15 protein-coding genes are annotated in these 25,211 nt (G+C 41.0%); 1 reads left to right on the forward strand and 14 read right to left on the reverse strand.

The genetic code is table 11. The features are described 5' to 3' along the window. Positions 1-7 precede the first annotated feature (7 nt). The 9 genes from VK159_RS02855 to VK159_RS02895 form a co-directional block, all read right to left on the reverse strand. On the reverse strand, positions 8-2,386 hold the full coding sequence (locus VK159_RS02855) for a glycosyl hydrolase family 95 catalytic domain-containing protein (protein WP_324228628.1): 2,379 nt from the start codon (positions 2,384-2,386) through the stop codon (positions 8-10). Beyond that, a complete protein-coding gene (locus tag VK159_RS02860; protein WP_324228629.1) occupies positions 2,383-3,879 on the reverse strand; it encodes a sialate O-acetylesterase in 1,497 nt (498 codons plus the stop codon). Before VK159_RS02860 ends, VK159_RS02855 begins: the two co-directional genes overlap by 4 nt. 34 nt (positions 3,880-3,913) lie before the next feature. Further along, positions 3,914-5,149: an AGE family epimerase/isomerase gene (locus VK159_RS02865; protein WP_324228630.1), complete on the reverse strand. Its 1,236-nt coding sequence runs from the start codon at positions 5,147-5,149 to the stop codon at positions 3,914-3,916. 26 nt (positions 5,150-5,175) lie between these two features. Then, positions 5,176-6,336 carry a sialidase family protein gene (locus VK159_RS02870; RefSeq protein ID WP_324228631.1) on the reverse strand — a complete coding sequence of 387 codons (1,161 nt, stop codon included), beginning with the start codon at positions 6,334-6,336 and terminating at the stop codon, positions 5,176-5,178. A gap of 27 nt (positions 6,337-6,363) precedes the next feature. Continuing rightward, entirely contained in the window at positions 6,364-7,596 is a 1,233-nt protein-coding gene (locus tag VK159_RS02875) for an MFS transporter (protein ID WP_324228632.1), read from the reverse strand. Beyond that, positions 7,593-8,738 carry a Kelch repeat-containing protein gene (locus VK159_RS02880; protein WP_324228633.1) on the reverse strand — a complete coding sequence of 382 codons (1,146 nt, stop codon included), beginning with the start codon at positions 8,736-8,738 and terminating at the stop codon, positions 7,593-7,595. The genes VK159_RS02875 and VK159_RS02880 overlap by 4 nt, the downstream gene beginning before the upstream one ends. Before the next feature lie 6 nt (positions 8,739-8,744). Beyond that, complete coding sequence (locus VK159_RS02885; RefSeq protein WP_324228634.1) at positions 8,745-9,686, reverse strand: dihydrodipicolinate synthase family protein; 942 nt, start codon at positions 9,684-9,686, stop codon at positions 8,745-8,747. Between the two features lie 97 nt (positions 9,687-9,783). Continuing rightward, on the reverse strand, positions 9,784-11,346 hold the full coding sequence (locus VK159_RS02890) for a RagB/SusD family nutrient uptake outer membrane protein (protein ID WP_324228635.1): 1,563 nt from the start codon (positions 11,344-11,346) through the stop codon (positions 9,784-9,786). A 23-nt stretch (positions 11,347-11,369) separates the two neighbouring features. Beyond that, on the reverse strand, positions 11,370-14,780 hold the full coding sequence (locus VK159_RS02895; protein ID WP_324228636.1) for a SusC/RagA family TonB-linked outer membrane protein: 3,411 nt from the start codon (positions 14,778-14,780) through the stop codon (positions 11,370-11,372). 172 nt (positions 14,781-14,952) lie between these two features. Here VK159_RS02895 and VK159_RS02900 point away from each other — a divergent pair, with 172 nt between their 5' ends. Then, positions 14,953-15,660, forward strand: coding sequence for a FadR/GntR family transcriptional regulator (locus VK159_RS02900; protein ID WP_324228637.1), 708 nt, complete (start codon positions 14,953-14,955; stop codon positions 15,658-15,660). An 8-nt stretch (positions 15,661-15,668) separates the two neighbouring features. Here the strand turns inward: VK159_RS02900 and VK159_RS02905 are convergent, their stop codons facing one another. From VK159_RS02905 to VK159_RS02925, 5 genes are all read right to left on the reverse strand, one after another. Beyond that, positions 15,669-16,751: a sulfatase-like hydrolase/transferase gene (locus VK159_RS02905; RefSeq protein WP_324228638.1), complete on the reverse strand. Its 1,083-nt coding sequence runs from the start codon at positions 16,749-16,751 to the stop codon at positions 15,669-15,671. 127 nt (positions 16,752-16,878) lie between these two features. Beyond that, entirely contained in the window at positions 16,879-19,800 is a 2,922-nt protein-coding gene (locus tag VK159_RS02910; protein ID WP_324228639.1) for a GH92 family glycosyl hydrolase, read from the reverse strand. Between the two features lie 19 nt (positions 19,801-19,819). Further along, positions 19,820-21,142, reverse strand: a complete 1,323-nt coding sequence (locus VK159_RS02915) for an alpha-L-fucosidase (RefSeq protein WP_324228640.1) — start codon at positions 21,140-21,142, stop codon at positions 19,820-19,822. Positions 21,143-21,177: 35 nt separating this feature from the next. After that, the gene (locus VK159_RS02920; RefSeq protein WP_324228641.1) at positions 21,178-23,175 is read right to left on the reverse strand and encodes a glycoside hydrolase family 2 protein; all 1,998 of its coding nucleotides are present in this window, start codon (positions 23,173-23,175) and stop codon (positions 21,178-21,180) included. Between the two features lie 112 nt (positions 23,176-23,287). After that, positions 23,288-25,201: a SusD/RagB family nutrient-binding outer membrane lipoprotein gene (locus VK159_RS02925; RefSeq protein WP_324228642.1), complete on the reverse strand. Its 1,914-nt coding sequence runs from the start codon at positions 25,199-25,201 to the stop codon at positions 23,288-23,290. Positions 25,202-25,211: the final 10 nt, after the last annotated feature.

Raw genomic sequence — 25,211 nt, forward strand, 5'->3', positions numbered from 1 at the left:
TCATATGTTATTTAAAATCGTTCAAGGCAAACTTGTAATTTTTACCTTTCACTGTTTTCAACCGAATCGTTTTCCCTTTGTATAATAGAGTAACATCATTTCCTGCTTTTGACAGCAACGAACAGGAAACAAGTTGTCCGTTTTTCCATTCAATGTTTACATCAAATCCATTTCTTGCACACAATCCTTTTATTGTTCCGGTATGCCAGGCAGCAGGCAATGCAGGTAATAATTCTATTTCTTCATCATTGCTTTGCAGCAACATTTCTGCAAGACCTGCCGTTCCACCAAAGTTGCCATCAATCTGGAATGGCGGATGCCCGCAAAACAAATTGGAATAAGTACCACCACCACCGCTCATCTTAATTTCATCGCCACCTGCAACAGGCTTCACCAATTGCTTAAACAATTGCAATGCATGTTCCCCATCGTGCAATCGTGCCCAGAAATTTATTTTCCATGCCATACTCCAACCGGTACCGGCATCGCCACGTTGCAACAATGTTTGTTTGGCAGCTTCGGCTAACGCAGGTGTTTTATTGATCGAAATTTCATCGTACGGATGTAAGCCATACAAGTGCGATACATGACGATGATGCGGTTCTGCATCTTCCCAATCGTTCACCCATTCATTCAAATCGCCTTTTGCACCAATCTGATTCGGCGCTAATTGTTTTACAGTTGTTGCTAATTCGTTCCGCCATTGGGCATCTATTTTTAAAACAGTTGATGAACTGATACAGGCATTGAATAATTCTCTGCAGATCTGCATATCCATTGTTGGACCCATACAGGTATTACCCACAAAACCATTGGGCATTTTGTATGCATGTTCCGGTGAATTCGATGGTGCAGTTACCAACCATCCATGTGTAGGCTCTTTAATTAAGATGGATTGTAAAAATTGGGCGGCACCTTTTAACACCGGATAATATTTTCTTAAGAAGGCCGTATCCTTTGTGAAGCGATAATGTTCCCAGATATGTTCGCACAACCATGCGCCACCTGTTAAGGTTGATCCCCATGCTGCACCTTCGCCGGGTGATGTAAAGAACCAGGGATTGCTGATAACATGCGCCACCCAACCATTTGCATTGTAATAAGCCTTCGCTGTTTTTTTTCCGTTGTTTACTAAGGAAGAAGTGAAACGATGCATCGGCTCGGCAAGTGTACTTAAGTTGGTTAACTCTGCCGGCCAGTAATTCATTTGTATGTTGATGTTGAGATGATAATCGCCGTTCCATGGTGTTTGGTATTCCACTGCCCACAATCCTTGCAGATTAGCAGGCAATAAACCCGGACGTGAAGAAGAGATAAGTAAGTATCGACCGAAATTGAAATACAAAACAGGCAACTGCAGATCTTCTTCGCCTTTGAAATAATTGATGAGGCGTTGATTTGTAGTTACTGCTGTTCCGGGTTTACTATCGGGCATGTTCCAGCGGCAACGGTTAAAGAGTTGCTGATAAGCAGCAGTACTTTTTTGTTGTGCCGCAGTAAAGGAAGTTTGTTTTGTTTTTTCGATGTACTGAAATGCTTTTTCAATTATATCGTTTGCAAAAAGATTGCCTGTTGCATACTCATAATTCGTAACCGAAGAAATTTTAATCCAGCATTCAGTTGCATTTTCAATCACCAATTCGTTTCCTTCCTGCCTGATCGTTCCATCTTTTACTGTTGGTTGAGCTAAAGTCACAAACTGCATTCCTTTATCAGCGCCTGATGGAAGTTGTCCCATCATCGCAATGGTATTCTTCTTGGTTTTGATCTGTGCATGTTCTTTTCTATACAATGCAAGCACAACATTGATGCTGCCTTTCTTTGTGGTTGACAAACGCACCCATGTAATATCATGTACAAAATCGGTAAACAGTTCTTCTGTAAACGTTGCAGCATTGCGGGTGAATATGGTCGTGGCAGTTGCCTTCTCCAGGTCAAGCACACGACTGTAATTGCTCACAGCTGCATTACTGTCTTTCCAGCTGATGAACAGATCGCCCATGGTTTGGTATGCACCATACTTATCATTCGCTCCTCTGCCACGTCCTGAGCCTTTTCCTTTTGCAATAAAATTCTTTTGCAACAACTCCTGTGCAGCTTTATTATCGCCTGCAAGCAAATAATCCTGGATAGGTTTTAAGAACTGATAGGCATTTTCATTGTCTGCATCCTGCGGACCACCACTCCACAACGAAATTTCATTGAGTGCAATACGTTCTTTCTTTGTATCGCCAAACATCATCGCACCAAGTCGTCCATTACCCAATGGTAAACTTTCGGTGAAATGTGTAGCAGCAGCATTAAAACGAATGGTTACGTCGTTACGTTGTGCAAACAAAAATTGCTGCATCAGCAACAGCAGGCATGCAATGTTGATCTTCTTCACTCGACTAATAATTTAAAAGTTGATGCAGGCAGTTGTTCCCCATTCACCAGGTTACCCTTACTGAATGGCTGCCAGCCATAATAAATATAGGCAGGCTTTTGTTTCGATTTCACTAACACCTGTTTATCGCTGATAATTGCATCACTCATTTCTTTTCCGTTAACTGAGAAACCATTTAAAGGTTCTCCATCACTGGTTTGTAAACCTGCAGCATATTGAAAAGAAATCTTTACAAAACCATTTTTATAGATTGCCTTCAGCGGTAACGGACCTGAAGGAATTATTTTTTTCTGATAGGTTTGATGCAAAGCCCATCTTGCCAAACGTTCGCCCACTGCTTTTTTATTGGTGGGATGCACATCGTTTGCTGCACCGTGATCACTGCTTACAGCCATACCGCTGTTGGGTATCAGTGCAAGCATTTTCCGTTGTTCATTCCTGAACTGCGGCCAGAGTTGCCCTTTGTACTGCAACGTATCAATTGATGATAGCTGTACAAAATAATACGGCAGGTTCTTTTTCCATTTGCTGCGGTAATTGTTAATCATAACAACAGATAAAGCTGCATATTCTTCTACCCGTTCTGTTTCCTGCGCATTACTTTCGCCTTGGTAATTGATAATTCCTTTAATAGCTAACCGAAACAAAGGTTCAATACCTGCTTTGTATGCAAAGCCCGGTTTGTACGCATGATTCTTACCATATCCATCTGACGGAACATTTGAATTACTTCCAATGTTTTGCTGTCCACGTTCTTTTACCCAAACAGGTAGAGAAGTATTCCGCAACCAATCGCCATTTATTTTAGAAGAGAATTGTTTATGTTTTTTTAATGCAACCGGATCGATAAACGTTTCAAGCGGTGCACCACCAATAGACAGATTGATCAAACCAATGGGAACATCAAGCGATGTTACTAATGTCTTGCCGAAGTAATAAGCAACTGCACTCATCTGCTTTACTGAAACACTGTCACACTGCTGCCATACTCCTTTGTAGAAATGCTCAGTAGTAAGCAACTGTGTAACAGAATCAGTAAAGGCATTGGCAAAAATACTTTTACCGGCATAGTTTGGATTATAAAGACGGAGCTGATGCAGATTACTTAATGGCAATTCACTCTTGTAATGCACTTCACGTTGCAAGGGCCATTCCATATTACTCTGCCCGATACAAAGCCATACATCACCAATCAGAATATTGTTTAGTTCGATCTTTGAATTTCCACTTTCAATACGTATCGATTGTGGTTTTGCATTTGCAGATTGTTTTTGAAAGTAAACAACCCAACCCGAATCGGCAGCCGCAATGATCTTCTTCGATTCACCGGCAAACTGAACAGTTACTTCATTACCCGGAATTGCTTTTCCCCAGACAGTAATTGGCTCATCTCTTTGCAACACCATATTGCCCGAAAAAAATGTTGCCACCGACAATTGACCGATGGCAACATAGGGAAATAAAAAAAGTAAACAGAATGACAATCTTTTCATTGATGAGAACAATTAAAAAATTGCTGGATTGAAACTATAAAATAAAATCTTTAGATAAATGCTCAAACGTATGCGCAAAATTCGTATCGGTTTGGAGATGCTCATTCAGCAATTGCATGCAATACCATTCCTGCCTTGGCAAATGGAACGGGCCTTTGAATAAATTTCCTTTGGCTGTTTGTGCAATGCTGCCATCACGATGGAGATAACCAAACCATTCTCCGTTTTCTTTATCGTGGAAATGACTGTATGCATAATCATGTACCAGCTTGTGCCACTGTGCATATTTTTCATTGCCAGTCATTGTATAAGCAAGCAAAGTAGCAATGATCACTTCGTTATGAGGCCACCAGAATTTCATATCCTGCCAGTATTCCTGCACCGGCTTATTGAACACATCACGGAAATACAAAATACCTCCGTATTCTTTATCCCAGCCACGCTCCCACATATAGTCGAGCATTTTACAACCCAGTGCAATCAAATGCGGATCGTTGTTGCGATGTTTAGCTTCGTGCAGAATAAACCAGGCACCTTCAATGGCATGCCCCGGGTTGAGTGTGCGTCCATCAATATGATCAATGATGCTGCCATCAGGCGCCACCTGTTCCATCACACATTGAATATCATCCTTTACAAAGTAGGTTTCAATCTCATTGATCCATTTGCTGATCCATTCATCGCAACGCTCATCCCCGATCAACTCTCTTAATTGTTGCGCCGTATTGGTCATAATCATGGGCACGCCAATACCACGTGTGGGTCTCGTACCTGTGAACTTTGGTTCCAGTTTTTTTTCACCGCTTGCGTATGCAATACATTCCCCAAACACTCTTCTTGCATTGGCGGCGGCTTCTTCACTGCCACTTGCTTTGGCGTAAGCTGCGGCGGCAATTACATAAAATGTTTCGGAGAAATAATACCTGCGTTTACGAATCGGTTGCCCATCACGTGTTACATGAAAGAACATTTGTCCGTCACTATCAAAACAATGCTTATTCAAAAACTCATAGCCGAGTTTGGCACCATCAAGCCACTCCTGCTTTTGTTCAACTGTATTGTACAAAGTTGATAAGAGCCATGTAGCCCGCCCTTGAATCCAAACGGCCTTGTCATCATCGATGAGTGAACCATTTGAATCACGCATTAACAAAAAGCCACCGTGTTCAGTATCGAAGGAACGGGGAAACCAGAAAGGAACTGTATCATTCAGTAACTGGTTTGCATAAAAATCCCGTAACGAAATTAAATCGTTTGTTGTGTAAGCCATATCTCTTTATTATTTAAATAGAATGATCAGTTCCACTTTACAACCGTGAAAATGATCTTTGCATAATTATCTTTTTCGTAGAGGATGCCGATCTTCTTTTTCGAAATGCGAACGATATCAGAATAAGCTGCATTATCTCTTTTACCTGTTGAATCGATAAGAATACTCTTCTTCCAGGTAAATCCATCGTTGTAGCTGATGCGAAGTGTAAGATTATCCCTGCTCTTTGTATCGGCCGCATTGCAGAACGCAACAATATGTTTGCCTTTCTTTTTACCAACCGTTAAAATACTTCCCTGGCAAACAGGATCGGGTAAGTTGTTATCGAAATAAACACTATCCCAATTCGCTCCACCATTGTTGCTGATGGCAATTAGTCTTGCACGCACATCACCTTTCTGGTTGCGGATATTCATCATTAAACGATTGCCGGAAATCTCAGTCGCCATTGCTTCGTTACCACCGACACGATCAACGGTTTCACTTAACTGAAATGTTTTACCATGATCATCGGTATAAAATCCATGTGCTTTATAATCTTCCGATTGCTTCAAGGGTTCACCTGCAGAATGATTGGCTGCTACAAAAATTCGTCCTTTGTATACACCTGTACTGAACTGCATCGCATGACCCGGTGTGTTAGCATAACTCCGCCAGTCTTCGTTAAAATTGTAAGCAGCATTTGTTGCCGGTTGTTTCGGACGGTGCACTTGTGTAGTGATGTTCACTGCTTCGCTCCATGTAACACCGCCATCGGTGGATGTTTTGTACCACACTTCACGCAAACCTTTTCCTTTACGTACTTCGCCTTCGTGATTATTACCGGTGTTGTAAAATAAAAAAACTCTTCCCTGCGGATACATTGGATCTGCTACGTCAACAACAGGTGCAGGATTACCTGCCTGTAACTGATCGTAGTTTACGACAGTTTGTATGGCACTCCATGTTTTACCTTGATCGGTGCTGCGTTTTAATACAATATTGATATCGCCGAAATCGCCTGCATTGTTTACACGACCTTCGGCAAATGCAAGCAGCGTTCCGTCTTTTAAATTTACAATGGCAGGAATACGGTAACTCTTATGTCCTTCTTTCCCCGATTCAAATACTGTAACCGGTGTAGTTTGTGCCAACAGCGCTGTTGCTGTTATCAACAAAACAAAAGCACTCAAATAAAATCTTTTCATGTTCGATTATATAAAACTGATGAATGATTATTCTTCTGTTACAGTGGTGGCTTTCGGTCTCAAGAACCACAACTGTATGATCAACGCAAATGCAACAATGCCCCCGAGCATTGCAAAATCTTTTTCCAGGTTACCCGCATCGGTTGATTTACCTAACCAATCGGTGATGAATGCTCCTGCAAAAACACCTGTCATATTCATAATGCCATACGCCGTTGCCCGATACTTCGATGAAGCAAACTGACAAAGAATAGGCATATTATTCGCATCGAACATACCAAAGCCGAAGCCAAAACAAAAAGCTGCAGCTACTACATGAAACACGGTATCACCCAAACCAATAAATAATAATGAGGGAATGGTTAATGCCAAACCAATAGCACTTGTATAAATCCGTCCACGGATATTTTTCTGCACCCAACGATCGGATAACAAACCACCGAAGATGACACCGATGAAAGAAGATGCCGCAATGGTAATGGTTGACAATGGACCGGCCTGTGACATATTGATGTTGAGATTATTGGCAAACAATGTCGGTAACCAATTCTTTACTGCCCAACCCGGTAAACTCGGTACAGCGAAATACAATAAGATGATCCAGAAAGAAATATTGCTGAGTAGTAATGCTAACCCTTTTGTAACAGATGGTTTTGTTGTTGAGCTGATTGCTGATTCAACTGTATTTACTTTTTTCTCCCGTAAGAAAAGGATCAACACAACTGAATAACAGATACCGATCAAACCAAAAGAATGAAAGGCCGTTTTCCACGAGAATGCTGATGCAATGGTTGCACCAAAACCACCTAATGCCTGGCCCATATACAAACCTGTCATATGAATACCAATAGCGAGTGATCTTGTTTTATCGCTGTGATAATCGGCAATGAGAGAGAGGCCTGCCGGGATGTATAGCGCTTCACTAACGCCCATGATTGCACGAAGCCAGTACAATTGTGTAAAGTTTTGTGCATACCCCATCGCTAAGGTAACTGCACTCCAAACAAACAAACTTCCAACAATAAGCCATTTGCGGTTTACTCTGTCGGCAATCATTCCTGCAAACGGACTCATGATACCATAGATCCATAAAAAAATCGCCATCAGTCTGCCGAAGTTGGCAGCTGTTTGCAACTCAGCAATATCAATCATCATCGATGGCTTCATGGTGCTGAGCATTTGCCTGTCCATGTAATTGAGTAATGCCACTACCCAAAGCAAACCAACAACGATCCAGGGATATGATTTTGAGTTACTCATTTTCTGGTTACTGGTTTAACAGATAGTATAAAAGGCGAACGTACTCCTGCTTTTATTTCTCCACTTGGAATAAAAAAACAGTTGTTCCATTTGACAGCTGTTGTTGTAACAGGTGTGTCATAAGGAATATTTCCAAGAACCTCCCAGCTATCATTTATTATATTGTACGATAAAATTTCTTTGTTGAAACCCGGATGAGCTGATTGCAAAGCTGTTTTCTCATCGGTTAATTTCTTTTTCGTTGATTCATCGTTAGGAGCATTAATCGCTGCAATTAATTCTTCTGTACGTTGAAAGGTTGCGCCTTTATCGCCGCCAAATACAAGCAGTTGATCTTTATACACTGCTCCCGTGCCGGCAGATAAAGCATAGGGTAAGGATTTTTTTTCAGTCCATTGATGGGTTAACAGATCAAATGCAAAAACAGAATTGTACAGCGTGCTGATGCCATTACTGTTTCGCATCCTTCCACCAATTAAATAAAGTATATGCTTATTTATCAACAGCACGGCATGCGACACCTTGTTTACTGTTGTTGATAATTGCTTCCATCCTGCGCTAAGATTATTGAGATTGAGTACAAGCAGCTGATTGCTTACTCCATTGGTCATTTCACCACCTGCTAAGTAAACGTTCTGTCCGTCAACCGCAATTGATGCATTGGTTAGGGCAAACGGAAGATCGGGCAGATTTTGAATGGCAAATACGGATGCATTGTTTGTAAGCCGTAGCAGAAATGTTTTATTAGTTAGGCCGCCTTCGTTTTCACCACCGGCTGCAACAATTCCTTCATCAGTTGTGCAGGAAGCAGCATAAGCAATGGTAAACGGAAGTTTTATACGTTGTTGTAATACAATACCCTTCCCTTTTTTAGCATACACATATAAAGCATCTTCATATTTTTTCTTACCGCCCAACCAAGGCATAGCAGCAGGAAAATTTGCACCGCCTGCAACAATGAGTTTATTTTTATACACACCAGCAACAGCACCTGCAACACCCAGCGCTTTCGCTCCGTTTGCGGCAACAGGAAGCTCAGCAGCAACATTCCATTGCAGTGACAGCTCCTGTTTTTTTTGTGCATGTATGGCTGCATTAAAAAACATGGATAAAAGAAAAAGTGATATGTGAAAGCGATTCATTTCAGTTTATACATTCACGGCTGTTTGTAAGCGTGATGAGAATTGATTGAACCCGATCTGCTCGGTATCTTTTTTAAATAATTCAAATTCGGTTGCCGTCATGTTTTTTACAGGTAAACGAAACTCACCACAATCGATACCCAGCAATTTCATATAAGCTTTGCCTGTTGCAATGCCGCCGTACTTACCCAACAATGTAATCATATCGATCGACTTTTGCTGCAATGCATTGGCTGTTTTCAGATCGCCGTTATTAAACGCATCAATCAAATCGTAATACAAAGGCGCTGCATAGTTGAAGGTACTGCCTACTGATGCTTTTGTACCCAATGCCAATGCTGGTAACATATTCTCATCTCTGCCCCACAGCATATCGTACTTGCCCTCTTTAAAATTCATGCAGGAAAGAAAGTCCATAAAGTCTTCGTGTGTGTATTTAACACCGGTGAAGTTGGGAATAAGATTGTCAACTGCCTTCAATAATTCAATCATAGGAAAACCTACTCCAGTAAGCACCGGAATATGATAATAATAAAACGGCATATCGGGCACTACCGATGCTACTTCACTGCAAGCTTTCGCCAACATTTCAACAGAAGCCGGTTTAAAATAAAATGGTGCTGTAAAAGAAATCGCATCTAAACCAATTTGCTGTGCATGCAACGCCAGCTCTTTACAATCGGTTAAACAGGTGCCGCCTAATAAAGGCATTACAATAAAATCTGCATCATCTTTTGCTACTGCAGCCCATGCTTCTGCCACGGCTTTCTTTTCGTTCAATGATAACGAAACTCCTTCTCCTGTTGACCCGCAGATGAATGCACCTTTAATGCCGTTTGCTTTCAGCATTTCATAATAAGATGGAATGATTGCAAGGTTCAATGAACCATCTGTGTGCATAGGTGTAAAAGGCGCTGCAATCAAGCCCTGTAAATGTTGTTTGTTCATGTGCTCGGTTAATTGCTAAAAAATTAATAAACATTAAAAAAAACCGGGAGCAGGAATACTCCCGGCTAAAACTAACTGCTGATTATGAAAATTTTTTCTACGGTTTTGATGTCGGGTAACCCGGGGTCTGATTAACCAGAGGGTCGTTGGTCCATATTGCAGCTTCAATTGGCCAGAGAATTTTGTGAGCCTGTGTTGCTTTATCCAAAACACCGTAAGGATGATTCAGGCTTTTAAACACTAATGGTTCTGAGCCGAATTTCATTCTCCGTAAATCGTACCAGCGCTTGCCTTCATAGACAAACTCTTTACTACGTTCTGCAAATATGGCCAGTTCATTTGCATCTTTTGATCCGTTCACAAATGGTGCAGGGTCATTAACAGCGCCACCAAATGCCCTGTCACGTATAGCTTTAATATATTGAGTAGGGTCTCCACCTTCAGCATTAACAATTTCTGCCAACATTAACAACCTGTCCGCTTCACGGTAAATTGGCCAGTCATCTGTAAATACCCTTATGTTTGCTGAATTCATAATTCCGATGAATTTTACCAATGCTGTATTCCTGATATTAACCACCACACTCGGGGGCGTACCACTTGTTCTGTAATAATCGTAAAAAGTAGCATTACGGCGTGTGTCTGACAGGCTATACGACTGAAACAATTCAAATGTGTAGCCATAGCGCTGAATCGGTTGTGCAGTGGAGGTGCCAATATTGAGCGGATCTATTAAAGTTGGCGATACCGTTGTTGAGTCCTTTACATGTCTGCTATTGAAGTTAAACAAATCATAGAGGAAAAAAGAATAACCGGTGCCCATATTTGCTTCTCCATCACGGTAACGAATGGCAAAAATAATTTCACTATTGTCTTTGGTTTTAAACACATTGGCGAAATTGCTAAGTAGTGAACTGCCGGCTACGGCATTTAGTGCCGTTTTTGCCTCTGTAAGGTCGGCGGTTGTGTTATATACTTTCGCAGACCATAGGTACACTTCTCCTTTCAGCATTAATGCTGCCTTTGGATTCCATTGTGTTTTGTCAGAAGAAGCGGACGTTCCAAACAGCCTCAATGATTTGTTTATATCTGATTTTACTGATGCTAAAATTTCTGCTTCTGTGGATCTTGCCTTACGAAGCGTAACTGCATCAATGTTCCCTTTTAAAGCTTCCGGTTCCAATACTAATGGCACACCGCCATAGGTACGAAGTAAATGAAAATAGTAGTACGATCTCATGGCATAGGCTTGCCCCAATAAGAAGTCTTTTTTAGCGGCGGGTATGAAATCAATTGCAGTTACCTTGCTAATAAAAAGATTAAGTTGAAGAATGGGGCCGTAAAAACCAGCCCAGCTACCAACCCCTGCAGAAGTTTCCTGGATAGCCTGATTAATAATTGTCAATTCATTCAACGATGCCCCTGTACGGTCCACATTGCTTAAACTACCACCTCTCATTTCGCCAAGGCGAAAAAACATAAATTGATTATTGCGGAAGTTGTTGTGAAGGCCTACCATAAAATTGGTTACCTGACCTTCTGTTTTCCAAAAGTTACCATCACCATAATAGTCCTCTGGAGCCAACTCCAATGTTTTACGGCATGATGACATAGCAAGCGCCAGCATCGATATGCATAGTATGTATCTAAATTTTTTCATTATCTGATAAATTTATGTATTGATTAAAAGGTGAGGTTAGCTCCAAAAACCAATTGTGTTGGTATAGTGTAAGCGCTGCTTTGAACCGCTGTACGTTCGGGCAAATTCAACAGACTATTTGTGATATAGCCCAGGTTTTGCCCAGTAATGGTAAGTCTCAGGCCACTGATTTTAGCCTTGCTTAAAATTTTAGACGGCAAAGCGTAACTCAATGAAACTTCCCTGAAGGCGAGGTAGCTTGAATTCACAAAAAACATACTGCTTGGTCGATCCATGTTTTTGGTATTGAGTTGATCGGCCCAGGTATAGCGTGGGTATTTCGCATTCGGATTATCCGGCGTCCATGTTTGTTTTACAAGGTCGGTTGCATTAAACTCACCCTGTGCCATTGTCATTGACCACATCTGCTGGAAATCCTGTTGAATATGACCTAAGGCAAAATCAAGACGGGCAAAAAGACTGAAACCTTTCCAGGATACAGTTGTGTTGAAACCACCTGTCCAGCGGGGAAGTGTACGACCTAATGAAACCCTGTCACGGTAATCTATCGTATCATTCTTATCAATATCCTTCCACATAACATCGCCCAATTGTGTAGCAACATACAGCGGGTTGTTTGCCGGACGCCCTGCATTTAAATTATACTGATTTATTAATTTCTGACTGGCTACACCACGTCCAGCACCGCCATTCTGATAAGCGGCCTTGGCTGCTTCATCAACCTTGTTATAGTTTTCAAGATCTTTTTGTGTTCGTATAATACCTTCTGCAACGAAGCCAAATATTTCACCCCACTCCTGACCTTCCTGGAAACCGCCAACCCATATTACCTTCCCGGTTTTTGGATCATAAATCTGTTCTCCACCTTGCCTGTTTTTGTCATTGCCATTATACGGAAGTTTCAAAATAGTGTTCTTATTCCAAGCAGCATTTGCACTAACCTCCCACTTTAAATTTCTTTTTTGAAGTATTTTATAACCCGCTTCCATTTCAAAACCTCTGTTACGCATACTTCCATTATTTGTTCTTACACTGTTAACTCCGGAAGAACTGGGCAAACTCACAAAGGCAAGTTTATCATCAGTAATTCTGTTATAGTAAGCAAAGGATGCATTTAACCTGTTGTTGAATAAACCTAAATCAGCACCAACTTCTGTTGTATTTGTTTTTTCCCATCTTAATGTAGGGTTTGCTAATGATGACAATAAGAAACCGATGTTACCATTATAAGCAGTTTGAGAACCATAAGAACCCTGCACTTCATACAAGCCAATAGCATTGCTGGTTCCGATACCTATGTTTCCATTTTTTCCCCAGCTTGCTCTCATTTTTAAATATGATAACCAACTTCTGGCAGATGACATAAAGTTTTCTTTATGTACCAACCAGCCAATAGATGCCGCAGGAAAAGTTCCGTATTGATTGTCGGTACTTAATCTTGAAACACCGTCTCTTCTTACTGTTAAGCTGGCCAGGTATTTCCCGTCCCAATCATAAAGCAAACGGCCAAAACCAGACATGATACGTTCCCTGCTATGATATGAATCTGTACTGCGTGTTTGAGTGAGTGCATTGTTTAGTGTGTATTGTAAGTCGCCAAAATCATCTGAGGGAGCCTGGCTGCCACCTGCAAATATTCCTTTATTATATGCATCATAATATTCGAAGCCAACCATGGCATCAACATTATTCTTTTTCAGGAAGGATATACTATAATTTAAGGTAGCATTATAAGTTTGGCGGATTGTGCGGTCGAAACCTGCTGAGGTTTCTCTTGTCCTGTTCCAACCTGCATTGGGATTAGTTAGGCTTAAAAAACCAGTACGGAAATCTTTATTAAAAGATTCTGATTCACTTTCATCATACATCCATATAGCTCCCAGCTTTAAGTAAAGGTCTTTCCATATATCAGCTTTAAAAGACTGACCTAGCGTAAATTTATCTGACTGGTTATGACGTTTGTACTTATCAATATTAACTATTGGATTACCATCGCTTGCATCCCGACCAAGAATGAACTCGCCATTTGCATTGGTTCCTCGCATAGTCGGTGGTGCCGAAAGCATACGACCCCAATAATTTCCCTCGCCGTTTTGTAATGATTGATCTCTCCAATTGGCTTTATTGAATTGTATGCTGCTTTCCGACTTCAACCATTCTTTTATTTTATAATCGCCATTGAGTGTAAAGGTTAAACGCTTGTAAAAGGTTGCAAGTGACAGACCTTTTTCATCATAATACCCCACATTAGCAAAATATCCTCCCTTGTCATTTCCTCCCCTCATGCCTATATTATATTCCTGAATATTGGCCTGATCATGCAAACCGTAATCTCCATAATTAAAATCCTTATAAATCAGGTCTGCATAAGTTCCGTTAGGATCATAGTTCCCTTGTGCATTGGTAGGAACAGCATCTTTCATTGTTTTCCAGCCAGGCTGGCCAACTAAGTCGCTGTTTGTACTGTTCAGTCGCATTACGCTCCAAACAGCCCTGTTATCATAGTTGCCATCTAAGATGGCCCCTGTTACAGGATCTCTGTATAAATTTCCTGTTGCTCTTGGACCAACAACAGAAAGGGCAGTATTAGAAGCAACTGTTCCATTAGTGCCATTGATAAAAGATTGCACCAAACCCAAACGGCTCCATTTAATGTAATCTTCAGCGCTTAAAAAGTTATAAGGAACGTTTAGAAAGCTGACTCCGCTTCTAACATTTACACTAATCGACGAGGAACCAGCTTTGCCTCTTTTTGATGTTATAAGTATTACGCCATTGCTGGCCCTTGCTCCATAGATAGCTGTAGCAGATGCATCTTTCAACACTTCAATGCTACCAATATCTTCTGGATTTATATCACTGAGCGAACCTCTGACTTGACCATCCATTAAAATTAAAGGACTGCCTGAACCATCGAAATTGGTTCCTCCTCTTAGAGTGATCCCAGGCAAAGAACCCGGTCTTCCTGTTCCGGTGGAAACTCTTAAACCTGGAATAGTACCGGCCAATGCCTGTGCAGGGTTGGAACGCAATCCTGTTTCTAAGATTTTGTTGTCCAGTTTAGCAACTGATGACGTTAGTTTGTTTCGCCGGGTAGTACCATAACCCACAACTACAACTTCGTCCATTTTAGAAGCAGACGATTGTAGTTGAATGGTGATACTGTTTGCATTTTCCACTTTTACTTCCTGCGACACAAAGCCCACAGAGGAAATAACGAGGATGTCGCCGATAGCAGCTTCAATACTGAAACGGCCTTCAGCATCGGTTTGAGTGCCGGTGTTTTTTGCTTTTACCACAACTGAAGCACCGGAAAGGCCTGCATTATCATCTTTCGATATTACCTGGCCCGAAACTTTGATGGACTGAGCTCCCGCTATCAATGTGAGAAGCACAAAAGCGAACATCAACCCAATCTTTAAAAATACTTTCATACAGCAAGTTTTGTTTTATTTTTGTATTATGTATGACATAATAAAATTGAAAAACTTTCTGCATTTGACCAAAAAAAGTTTTCAACTATTTTTAAGTTATTAATAATCAATGCAGAAATTCTGCGAGGACTGGTGGATTTTCCTAATTTTGAATAATTAAGTAGTACATAATATGTCTAGCACACTTTTGAACGGACACTTTAAAACCATAGAAACCAGCAGCCTGGTTGATAAGGTAGAAGCCAACCTGGTGGAGTTACTTCAACAGCAAAAACTAAAGGTTGGGGATAGCATTCCCAAGGAAATTGAGCTGGCCGAAGCGTTGGGCGTAAGCCGCACCGTGATCCGTGAAGCTTTGCTGCGATTGCGAATGATGGGTCTGATCGAGTCAAAGAAGAAGAAAGGATCTGTTATTACGAGCCCGGATATTTTCGGCAACCTCAGCAAGAGTATGAATCCGCATATACTAGACCCAGGCACGTTGAAAGAAGTATTTGAAATACGGTTGGTGCTGGAAATAGGTATGGCTGATTTTCTCTTTCATCGTATTACAAAAGCTGACATAAAAGAACTGAAACAAATTGTAGCGAACGAGCCACCTGCCGCACAGGATCATTTATTTAATGTAGAACATGAAATTGCGTTTCACGGAAAGCTGTATGAAATCACAGGCAACGAAACAATGAAGAAATTCCAGAAGATGTTGTTACCGGTTTTTGACTATGTACACAACAGTGGTTTACTGAAAAAACAAACAGCACTCAAAACTTTCGTGTCGCATAAAGAGTTGGTGGAAATTTTAGAGAATGGTTCGCCTGAACAATTCAGGAATGGCATGCGGAATCACTTAGAGAATCATTTTGCACGAATATTTGAATAGTAAAAAGTTTATTGCTGCACTTCTTTAATTGCATCTGCTATCGGATGTTTCGCTTTATAGGTGAAGCCTAACAACTTCGCAATGGTTTGTGCAAACTGCTGCTGATAAAATTGCTGATCTGCTCTTACTTCTCCTTTTGCAGGAACGCCGGCACCTATTGCTGCAAACCAAATTTCAGAAGCATCTTTAATAGAATTACCATGGCTTGTCCATTCAGCTTTTACAACATCTCCTCTTCCATGATCAGTTGTGAAAAAGATAGCTGTCTTATTACGATAAGCAGGATCACTTTGTACATAATCCCATAATTGCTTGATCCATGCATCAACCTGGTGAGCTGCATCAAGATAAGAACGGTACTGCCCTGCATGCGCCCATTCATCAGTTTCACCATAAGCAATGTAAAGCACTTTAGGCTTTTTAGCTTTTAAATGCGTGAGTGCCGCATAATGTGTAAATACATCCAGGCATTCATCTTCATGCCAAGGCTTGTATGAATCTTTCAGCATTGCGTTCACCATTTTTTGCTCTGATGTCAATGATGGAACAGCAGAAGTATCGTAAGCCGACACAACAGGAAAACCGCTACGCTCTTCATTTAAGATACGATCGAATGCTTCCCATGCACCAAACGCAGCTACTTTGTTTTTATACAAGGGTTGCTGATGTAAAAACTCAAGCAGGGTTACATGCGGATTTGGTTTGTATGAATTTGAATTGATCGCTGTATCGGCATAACCCGTCATGATCTCACTATAGCCGGGATAACTGAACCAGTAAGGATTGGCATTGTTCACTTTGTTATTATACGCTCTGTTGCCATACAATTGTCCTTTTGCCGCAACAGTTGACCAGATGAATGGCATTAACTTCTTTCGTCTTTCTCCCGGCGTTGCAGCCCAGTAATGTTGATAGATATACGCACTATCACCTTTGTGAAATTTCTTATTATTTGCAATGGCGGAATCCATGCCTTTGTACAACTCCTGCCAACGTAATCCATCAGTTGTAATAATGATAATGTTCTCTGCCTTTTGTGCCTCGCTGCAAAGTGTCATCACAACAAACAGAAAACCGAAAATTGTACGCATACTTTTAAAATTAAATTGATTGAAAACGAACAGCAACCAAACTTACTTTTTTATTAACTCAATAAACGATGCAAACGGTTGAGCATAAAAGCAGCTTATAAAACAAAACTGCTGCAGGGCACATAATTTACTTCACAATTACTTCATCAATAAAAATATGTGAAGGCGATCCTGCACTTTCGTGCCATGCAGGCAACTCCCCTCCTGTTTTTGCACGCACACGTATATAACGTGCTGTTGCATTTACATTGGCGCCGAGGGTCTGTACTTCCGGCTCTTTTAATTCTGCTATTATTTTATTTTCAACTGTTGTTAAGGGTTTAAAAGTTTTGCCATCGTTACTGATCTCAAACACTACTTCTTTCGGATAAACAATCCACGGACTAACTTCCTGCAATACATGTACAGCAACATATTTTACCGGCCTCACTTTTTGCAGATCAATGACAGCCACAAAATCTTTTGCAAAATAACTTTGCCAGTCGCCTGTTTTCCAGTTGGCATCACCAATAATTCCATCGATCAATGCATCTTTACCGCCTGCTGTGTACATGGGGTGCACTTCACTCAACACGGTAATGCTTCTGTCGCTGGGTACTTTGTAAAACTTCTGTACAATTTTTGGACTTTGCTTTCCATTCTTGCTTGCAAACAATTCAATGTTTGCAGTTTCAGTAATAGCAAAAGGTTTTTCGTAACGATAAAACCTGGGCTTTGCGGCACCATTCACAATTGCATAATAGATCTCGGTCTGCGGATCAAGATGTTTCAGCGTAACCGACAAACTCCTTTTGAATTTATTTGTATTCATATGAAAGAACGGAACAGCTACAAACGCTTCATCATTCACTTTCGATGATGGCATAACTGCTTTGTCGATACCACGGTTTTTGTTAGGTGTTGCACTCATTTCAAAAACCAGTTCACCACCATTTTCTACATCCGTATTCTTAATAAACGTCGCTGAATGTGCTTTCCCATTCAACAGCACATTGTTTACATAAAAGTTTTTTGCTGTTCTGTTCTTAGCAGCGATAGAAAATGTTTTGCCATTCTCTAAATGAATTTTTACTTCATCAAACAAAGGCGTGCCTAATGCATAGACGCCACTGCCAGGTGTGGGTTGATAAATACCCATTGCACTCAACACAAACCATGCGCTCATTTGTCCGCAATCTTCGTTACCAATCAAACCATCCGGATTGTTAGGATAAAACTCTGTACATATCTGGTGAACGATCTCCTGTGTGCGCCATGGTTTACCTGCATAATTGAACAAATAAGCCATATGGTGGCTGGGTTCGTTGCCATGTGCATACTGACCGATCAATCCGGTTACATCGGCCTGATCACGACCGCTCAATGTTTGTTTGGTGGTGAAAAGTTCTTCCAGCTTGCGTAAGAAATTTTCTTTGCCTCCATATAATTTGATCAAACCATCAATATCCTGTTGTGCCGAGAACGAATAATGCCAGGAGTTACCTTCTGTGAAAAAGTTATTGACTTCTGTTGCATTGAATGGCGAAAACCAAAAGCTCTGCACTTTACCACGTATATGATACGTTGTGGGATCGAAAAGATTACGATAGTTCAATGCACGTGCTGCATATTTCTTTGCAACAGTTTCATTGCCTATCCATTTGGCGAACTCAGCAATACACCAATCATCATATGCATACTCTACCGTCTTCGATGCACTTTCATGATCATGATCGTTGCTAACAAATCCCTGGCGTGCATATTGTGTTAAACCATAGCGATTGCTTTCTGCATAACTCGTCATTGCTTCCAATGCCAGCTTTGTATCAAAACCTTTGATTCCTTTTTGATACGCATCAACAATTACCGGCACAGAATGATAGCCGATCATACAAAATGTTTCGTTACCGCTTAACTCCCAAACCGGCAACATGCCACCCTGTTTGTATTGCGCTAAAAATGTATTGATCCAATCTGCAGTTCTTTTTTGATTGATGATAGACATCAACGGATGTAAGGCACGGTGTGTATCCCATAAGGAGAATACAGAATAATTTGTGAACCCATCAGCTTTATGCACGTTCAGATCTGTGCCACGGTATTCGCCATTTACATCGGTATAAATATTGGGCGCTACCGATGCATGATACAACGCCGTATAAAATGCCACCTGCTGATCCTGCGTTCCACCTTTCACTTCAATCTTGCCCAGCTCTTTATTCCACTCGTCTTCCGCCTTCTGTTTTACGGTTGCAAAATTCCAATGTGGAATTTCTGTATCAAGATTCAGCTTTGCGTTTTCCATGCTTACGCCTGAAATACCCACTTTCACCTGTACGGCTTTGTTGCTGCTTACATCAAAACTGAAATACGCTTTGATGTTTTTTCCGCTGGCAGAACGCAAATTATTTTGCAACACATCGTTCAAAGCAATGCCATACGCTTTGATTGGTTTATCAAATTTCATGTAGAAGTAAAGCACCTGGTTTGATGCCCAGCTTTTGCTGCGGCGCATGCCTCTTACTTCGTAATCATTTACTATTTCAAACGATGATTCCAATACTTCATCTCGGTGTTTCAGATCGAGCAATACTTTTCCTTCTGTTGCAGCTGCATCAAATGTATATTGGTGCATACCCGAACGGAATGATGTGGTGAGCGCTGCGTTAATGTTGTGTTTCTTCAGCAACACTTCGTAATAACCTGCATGTGCTTTTTCATTTTTGTGTGAGAAGGGAGAAGCATATTCACTGTTCTTCCATTTCACCTCACCTGTAAACGGCATCAGCAATACATCGCAGTAATCCGCAATACCGGTGCCGCTCAGATGCGTATGCGAAAAACCATACATGATACTGTCGCTGTAATGGTAGCCGCCACAACCATCCCAGCCTTCCAGTCTTGTATCAGGACTTAACTGCATCATACCAAACGGCATTGTAGCGCCGGGATACGTATGACCATGACCGCCTGTACCAATAAAAGGATTCACAAGCTTTGCATAATTTGTTTGTGCATTAACTAAAACACTCAACATAATAAAACAAAAAACAAACACTACTCTTTTCATCGTCTTATATTTTCATTTCTTAATTAAATCCACCTTGTCCACGATAAAGCTTTACCGGTTTATCGAGTTTTATTTTAACAACAGTGATATACTTTTCCAACACATTTTGCGGAACATTCACATACACCAATCCGGGAACATGGCTCCACGATATTTTACCAACAATTTTGTGCGAAAGTTTTGCATTATTGCCCAGTACAGTAATGTCCTGAACTTTATTATCCAATCCTTTGATCATGATATTACCACCCGAACTTCCGTGCAGGAATAAATACAACGTTGAGGAATCTTTTGATAATGTTGTCGGACCATAAAAATGTCCCTGCGGAATACCGCCGATGGTATTAAAGATTGCTTCGCCGTTACGTTTGTTCCATGCACCCAGTTCTTTCAACACATTCACCTGTTCAGCAGGAATTGTTCCATCTTCCATTGGCCCCATATCGAGTAACAGGTTACCACCATTTGAAATGGCATCAACAAAAATGCTGATCACTTCATAAGGCGTTTTCCAGTTGTTGTCGTGATGAAAACCCCAGTTATCATTTGTGGTCATACACAATTCCCACCAGTTGAATTTTGGTCTTGATACCGGAAAATTCTGTTCAGGTGTATCATAATCGCCATAGCCCTGTAAACGCCCGTTGATAATTGCATTTGGATTAACAGACAGAATCATATTTCTTACTTTTTGCGACTCCCATTCTTCAGCACTGCGTTCCCAATCGCCATCGAACCACCAGAGGTCGGGTTTGAACATGGAATTAATTTCTTTAATCTGTCCCTGGAAAAAAGAACGAAAACGATTCCAGCGTTCGTAATCATTGACAATTTTATAACGACTGCTGTCGTTTAAGAAACCGGGATAATCGGGATGGCTCCAGTCGAGCAATGAAAAATATGCACCGCACTTGATGTTGCGTTTCCGCAGCTCTTCAAAGAAAGGCTTGATCATATCTTTTTTTGAGGGAGTAGCCTGTACTGTACTCAGCTTGTTCATTTTGGTATCATACATCGCAACACCATCGTGATGTTTGGTAGTGATCACCGAATATCTTGCGCCGCTTTCCTGTATCAGATCGGCCCATGCAGCAGGATCATAATTCTTCAAGGTGAATCCCTTCAGCTGTTTCATGTAATCGACATAACTGATCTTTTTGTTATGAAAGCTCCACGATTCATCAATACCATTCACCGCATAAATACCTGCATGAATAAAAATGCCCAGCTTGGCATCGGCAAACCACTGCATTTTTTCTTTAATCGTTGCGGGATCTGTTTTTTGCTGTGCATTTGTTTTTACCGAAACAAAAAACACAAGCACAATCAATAGTTTCTTCATCACTTTATATTATTTACTGATAGCTTTTTACATCATCATTTGCCCAACACATCAACTAGCGATTTTATTTTGATCGTTGGAATTTCTCTTGTTGAAAAATACCTGTTCTTCACATGCAGGTATTTCTTTTGCCCTGCTTTCAAATCAAAATAGTTATCGTCGATATCAAAAAACGATTGCTGTTTATGGAGGTACACATATTTCGCATCCACATTACTTACAATGCTGAACAGGTTCTCCCCTTCATGCCTGATTAAAAACGAAGGTTTCTTTAAAACGAGGTCTTTGGGATACACACTGTCTCTTACCAGTTTCACATCGTCACGATACGCTTCTTTTACAGCATACCAGGCAGCTTTAGGTTCACGGCTGTAGTCGGTAATACTCCAACTCGCAACCGGCCAGCAATCGTTTAACTGCCATAACAAGGTACCCATGTTATAAGGTTCTTTGCTGCGATGAATAGCAATAGCATTTTTAAAACTATAGTATTGCAGGCATTGTGTGAGGTAGGTATAATCCTGCAAAGAGAGATTTTTCACTTTCGAAGAATCAAGAAAATAACGATGCAGGTACGATTCTATTTTTGCAAACCCATTACCTGCTTTCTGATGATGATTGATCACATCTGAAAAAAGAAAACGTTCCTGCGGCAAGGTAAATTTTTCAATACTGCTATAATTGGGCATTGCCTGCATGCCATATTCGCTTACAAAGCGACCGGTCTTTTGCTCAAATACTTCCACAGGCTCCAATCCCCACCATACACCCCAGTAATGACTATCGCCTTCGGTAATACTTTTTGCACGTCCCCAGCCGTTTGTGGGCGATGTACTCACATAAGGCCTTGTCCCATCAAGCTCATTTACCCACGCTGTAATGCTATCACGAAATAAACGCACATACTCATTCCAAACTCTTGCAGAATCCTGTCCATGTAAGTTGAATTGCTTTTGCCATCCCCACTGATGCCATGCTTCATCCACTTCATTATTTCCACACCATACTACAATTGATTTATGATGTCGTAAACGTTTAATCTGATATTTGATTTCTTCTTTTACGTTATTGAAAAATTGTTCATCACCCGGCACCATTGCTCCGGCAAACATAAAATCCTGCCAGATGTAAATACCCAGCTCATCGCAGAGATCGTAAAACACATCATCTTCATAAATACCACCACCCCATATGCGCAGCATATTCATGTTTGCATCTTTCGCCAGCATTAATATTTTTCGATAATCTTCTTTTGTTAATCGTGTGGTGAACATATCAGAAGGAATATAATTCGCTCCCTTCATGTATACCGGCTTACCGTTTATTTTAAAGTAAAATGTTTTGCCGTATTGATCGGGCTCCTGTACTAATTCAACTTTATTAACTGCAGTAAATGGTTTTTCTGCAACAGCATCATCAAAAGCTTCGAGGTAAACATTTTTCCAAATGCCGCAGGTGATGAATGTCGGCCCCCAATCCCACCCGAAATGATATTGTGCTTTGCGTGCGTACGTTCGGGGATTATCGGGCAACACAAAAGGCAGTTTCGATTTTGCAATGGAATCAACTTTGTTTTTGGCTGATCCAAAGCGAATGAGTAATGTATTATTTGGTTTGAGCAATTGTTTTACATCAGCTTTCCACTGGCGAAACATATTATCAGCAGAAAAAAGAAGCTGACCATTCAAATACACATCAGCATAAGTATCTAACCCATCAAACACCAGTTCAATATTTTTTTTCTGTAATACAGAAGCAGTTGTTCTAAATGTTGTTTTGTATTCCCAGTTAGTTTCGCCGATCCATTGCAGTTTTTTTTCATTGTCTCTGTAGTAAGGATCGGGAATAAGTTTGTTATAAAGCAGATCGGTATGCACTGTGCCGGGAACCTTAGCAGTATACCATTTGTCTTGGTTGTGCTGGCTGAATTGCCAGTTTTGATGGAGTGGTATTTTCTGAACAGCAGGTTGTGCAGCTGCTGTTGCTGTGAGAAGGAAAATAAGTAGCAGTGAAAAATGAAATTCCTTGATCATAAAAAACAATTAACCACGAACACATACAGTTTTTAAAAAAGAGGCCAGCCAGGAATGGCCGGCCCGATAGTTTTGTATGCTAAAACTACTGATTATGAGAAAACTCTTTTGTTTACTTTTTAGCCCACCATAATGATGTAAACAAATTGTCGGCACCACCAAGTGCAGCGACAGCCTGTGTATAACCTTTGGCGTTACTGTTCTTCAAACCCGAAGGATATTTCAATCGTTGCGGGAAGAAGTTAGCAGCATTGGTCATGTACGTAGCAGAAGTTAATGCAGGGTTGTTTGGTAACGAACCGCTTTCAACACAAGGATTTTCCAGGAAAGGAAGTCCGAGTCTTCTGTGATCGCTCCATGCTTCTAACGGCAACCATGGATTTTGTGCAATATATTTTTGTGTGATGATCTTACTCAACAGATCATTTTTTACTGCACCGTTTTTATAAATCGTATTTACCGGATATAAAACAGTTGCTGTACCGGGAGTATTGGTGTAACCATCAACATAGTTTGCAGTGTAGCTGGCAGGAGGTTCTGCAACATGTGTCCAGCTTACAGATGTACCACAACGGTTATACTCAGTTGAAGCTTTGTAGGCTGCAAGATGAGAACTTACACCCCAGTAGCTGAAACTTTCTTCAATACCTTTTTCGTAAGCAGCTTGTCCGCTCATTGGAACAGTCCATCCACGCACTGAAGCTTCTGCAATCAGGAAATAAGTTTCCCATGAAGCAAAGAAAATGCGTTTGCTTTTACTGTTTCTGAAATTAAGTTTCAAACGTGGCATTGATCCACCCCATGCTCTTACAGTATTTCTGCTGCCCTTTGCACCCCAATCGCCACCATTGTAACCATTGAAAGTATTGGAAGCATTAATGTTTACTGCAACATTCGAAGCACCACCGGCTGCCAATGTACGGTTAGTAGTTCTTGAACTGTTATCCCATGATGGATAGAAGCAAAAACCGGGATCAGTAAAATCACCAGGAATTGCAAAAGCCTTATAAGCCCGTGGATCGATCATGTTAGGTAAACCATCCATCCAGTAAGGAGCTACAGGATTATTGGTAGTTGTTGGGAAATGATCAACCAAACGTAAACCTACATAATCAGCTGGCTTAACAGCTGTATGATATGAAGCAGGTAATTGAGCAGTTGTTTGAATACCGCCTAAACCGGTGTACAGATTATTTAACGACGCAGAAAGAACCTGCGGATTCCACTCACGGCTCATTACACCTGTTAACGGATCCCAACCATCTTTCTCCTGCACCTGGAAGAAATCTGCTGCAGATGCAATAAAGTCGCTGCCTGCAACAGCAGCTTCAAATTCTGTTTTTGCTTTTCCTGCATCTACTTCACTTAAACGCATGGCTAAACGCATACGCATTGAATTTGCATACTTTTTCCACTTTGCATAATTGTATGCATAAGCAGGATCTCCGTTTGCATCTGAAGGTTTTGCAGTAACATTTGTTTCCAGCTTTGCTGATGCATCTTTCAACTCATCTAACAGGAAATAGTAAACAGACTTTACATCTGAGAAGGTTGGATTTACACCCTGGAAACCATTGATAGGAATCGGACCGAAGTTATCGGACATTTCACTCATCAGGTAAGCTCTCCAGATCCTTGACATCTGCAGCAGGTTGTTTGTATAAGGCTTGATGTTGCCCGCTGCAACTTTTTCGTTTGCTACCTGGATGGCTGCATTTGCATTGTTCAGCCATTCAGAAATGTAGCGGTAATAATCACTTGTCCAACCATCATCATCGGTACCAATGGCAACAGTACTTCCTAATTGCTGGTGAGATGCATTGCGCCAGTAAAGTACAAACACACGTTCTGCAATATGCGGATCCATTTGTGCACCCACGATTGAGTTGGTGAGTAAGTACTCTACCTGCACCTGCTCGGATGTAGCCGCAGTAGGACTTACTGTCAGACTATCGAATTTTTTACAGGAAGGGATCATTGCTGCCATTGCCAGCATCATTCCTGTTGTTATGAATATTTTTTTCATATAAATCGTT

This window comes from Lacibacter sp., assembly GCF_035299325.1.
GTDB lineage: Bacteria > Bacteroidota > Bacteroidia > Chitinophagales > Chitinophagaceae > Lacibacter.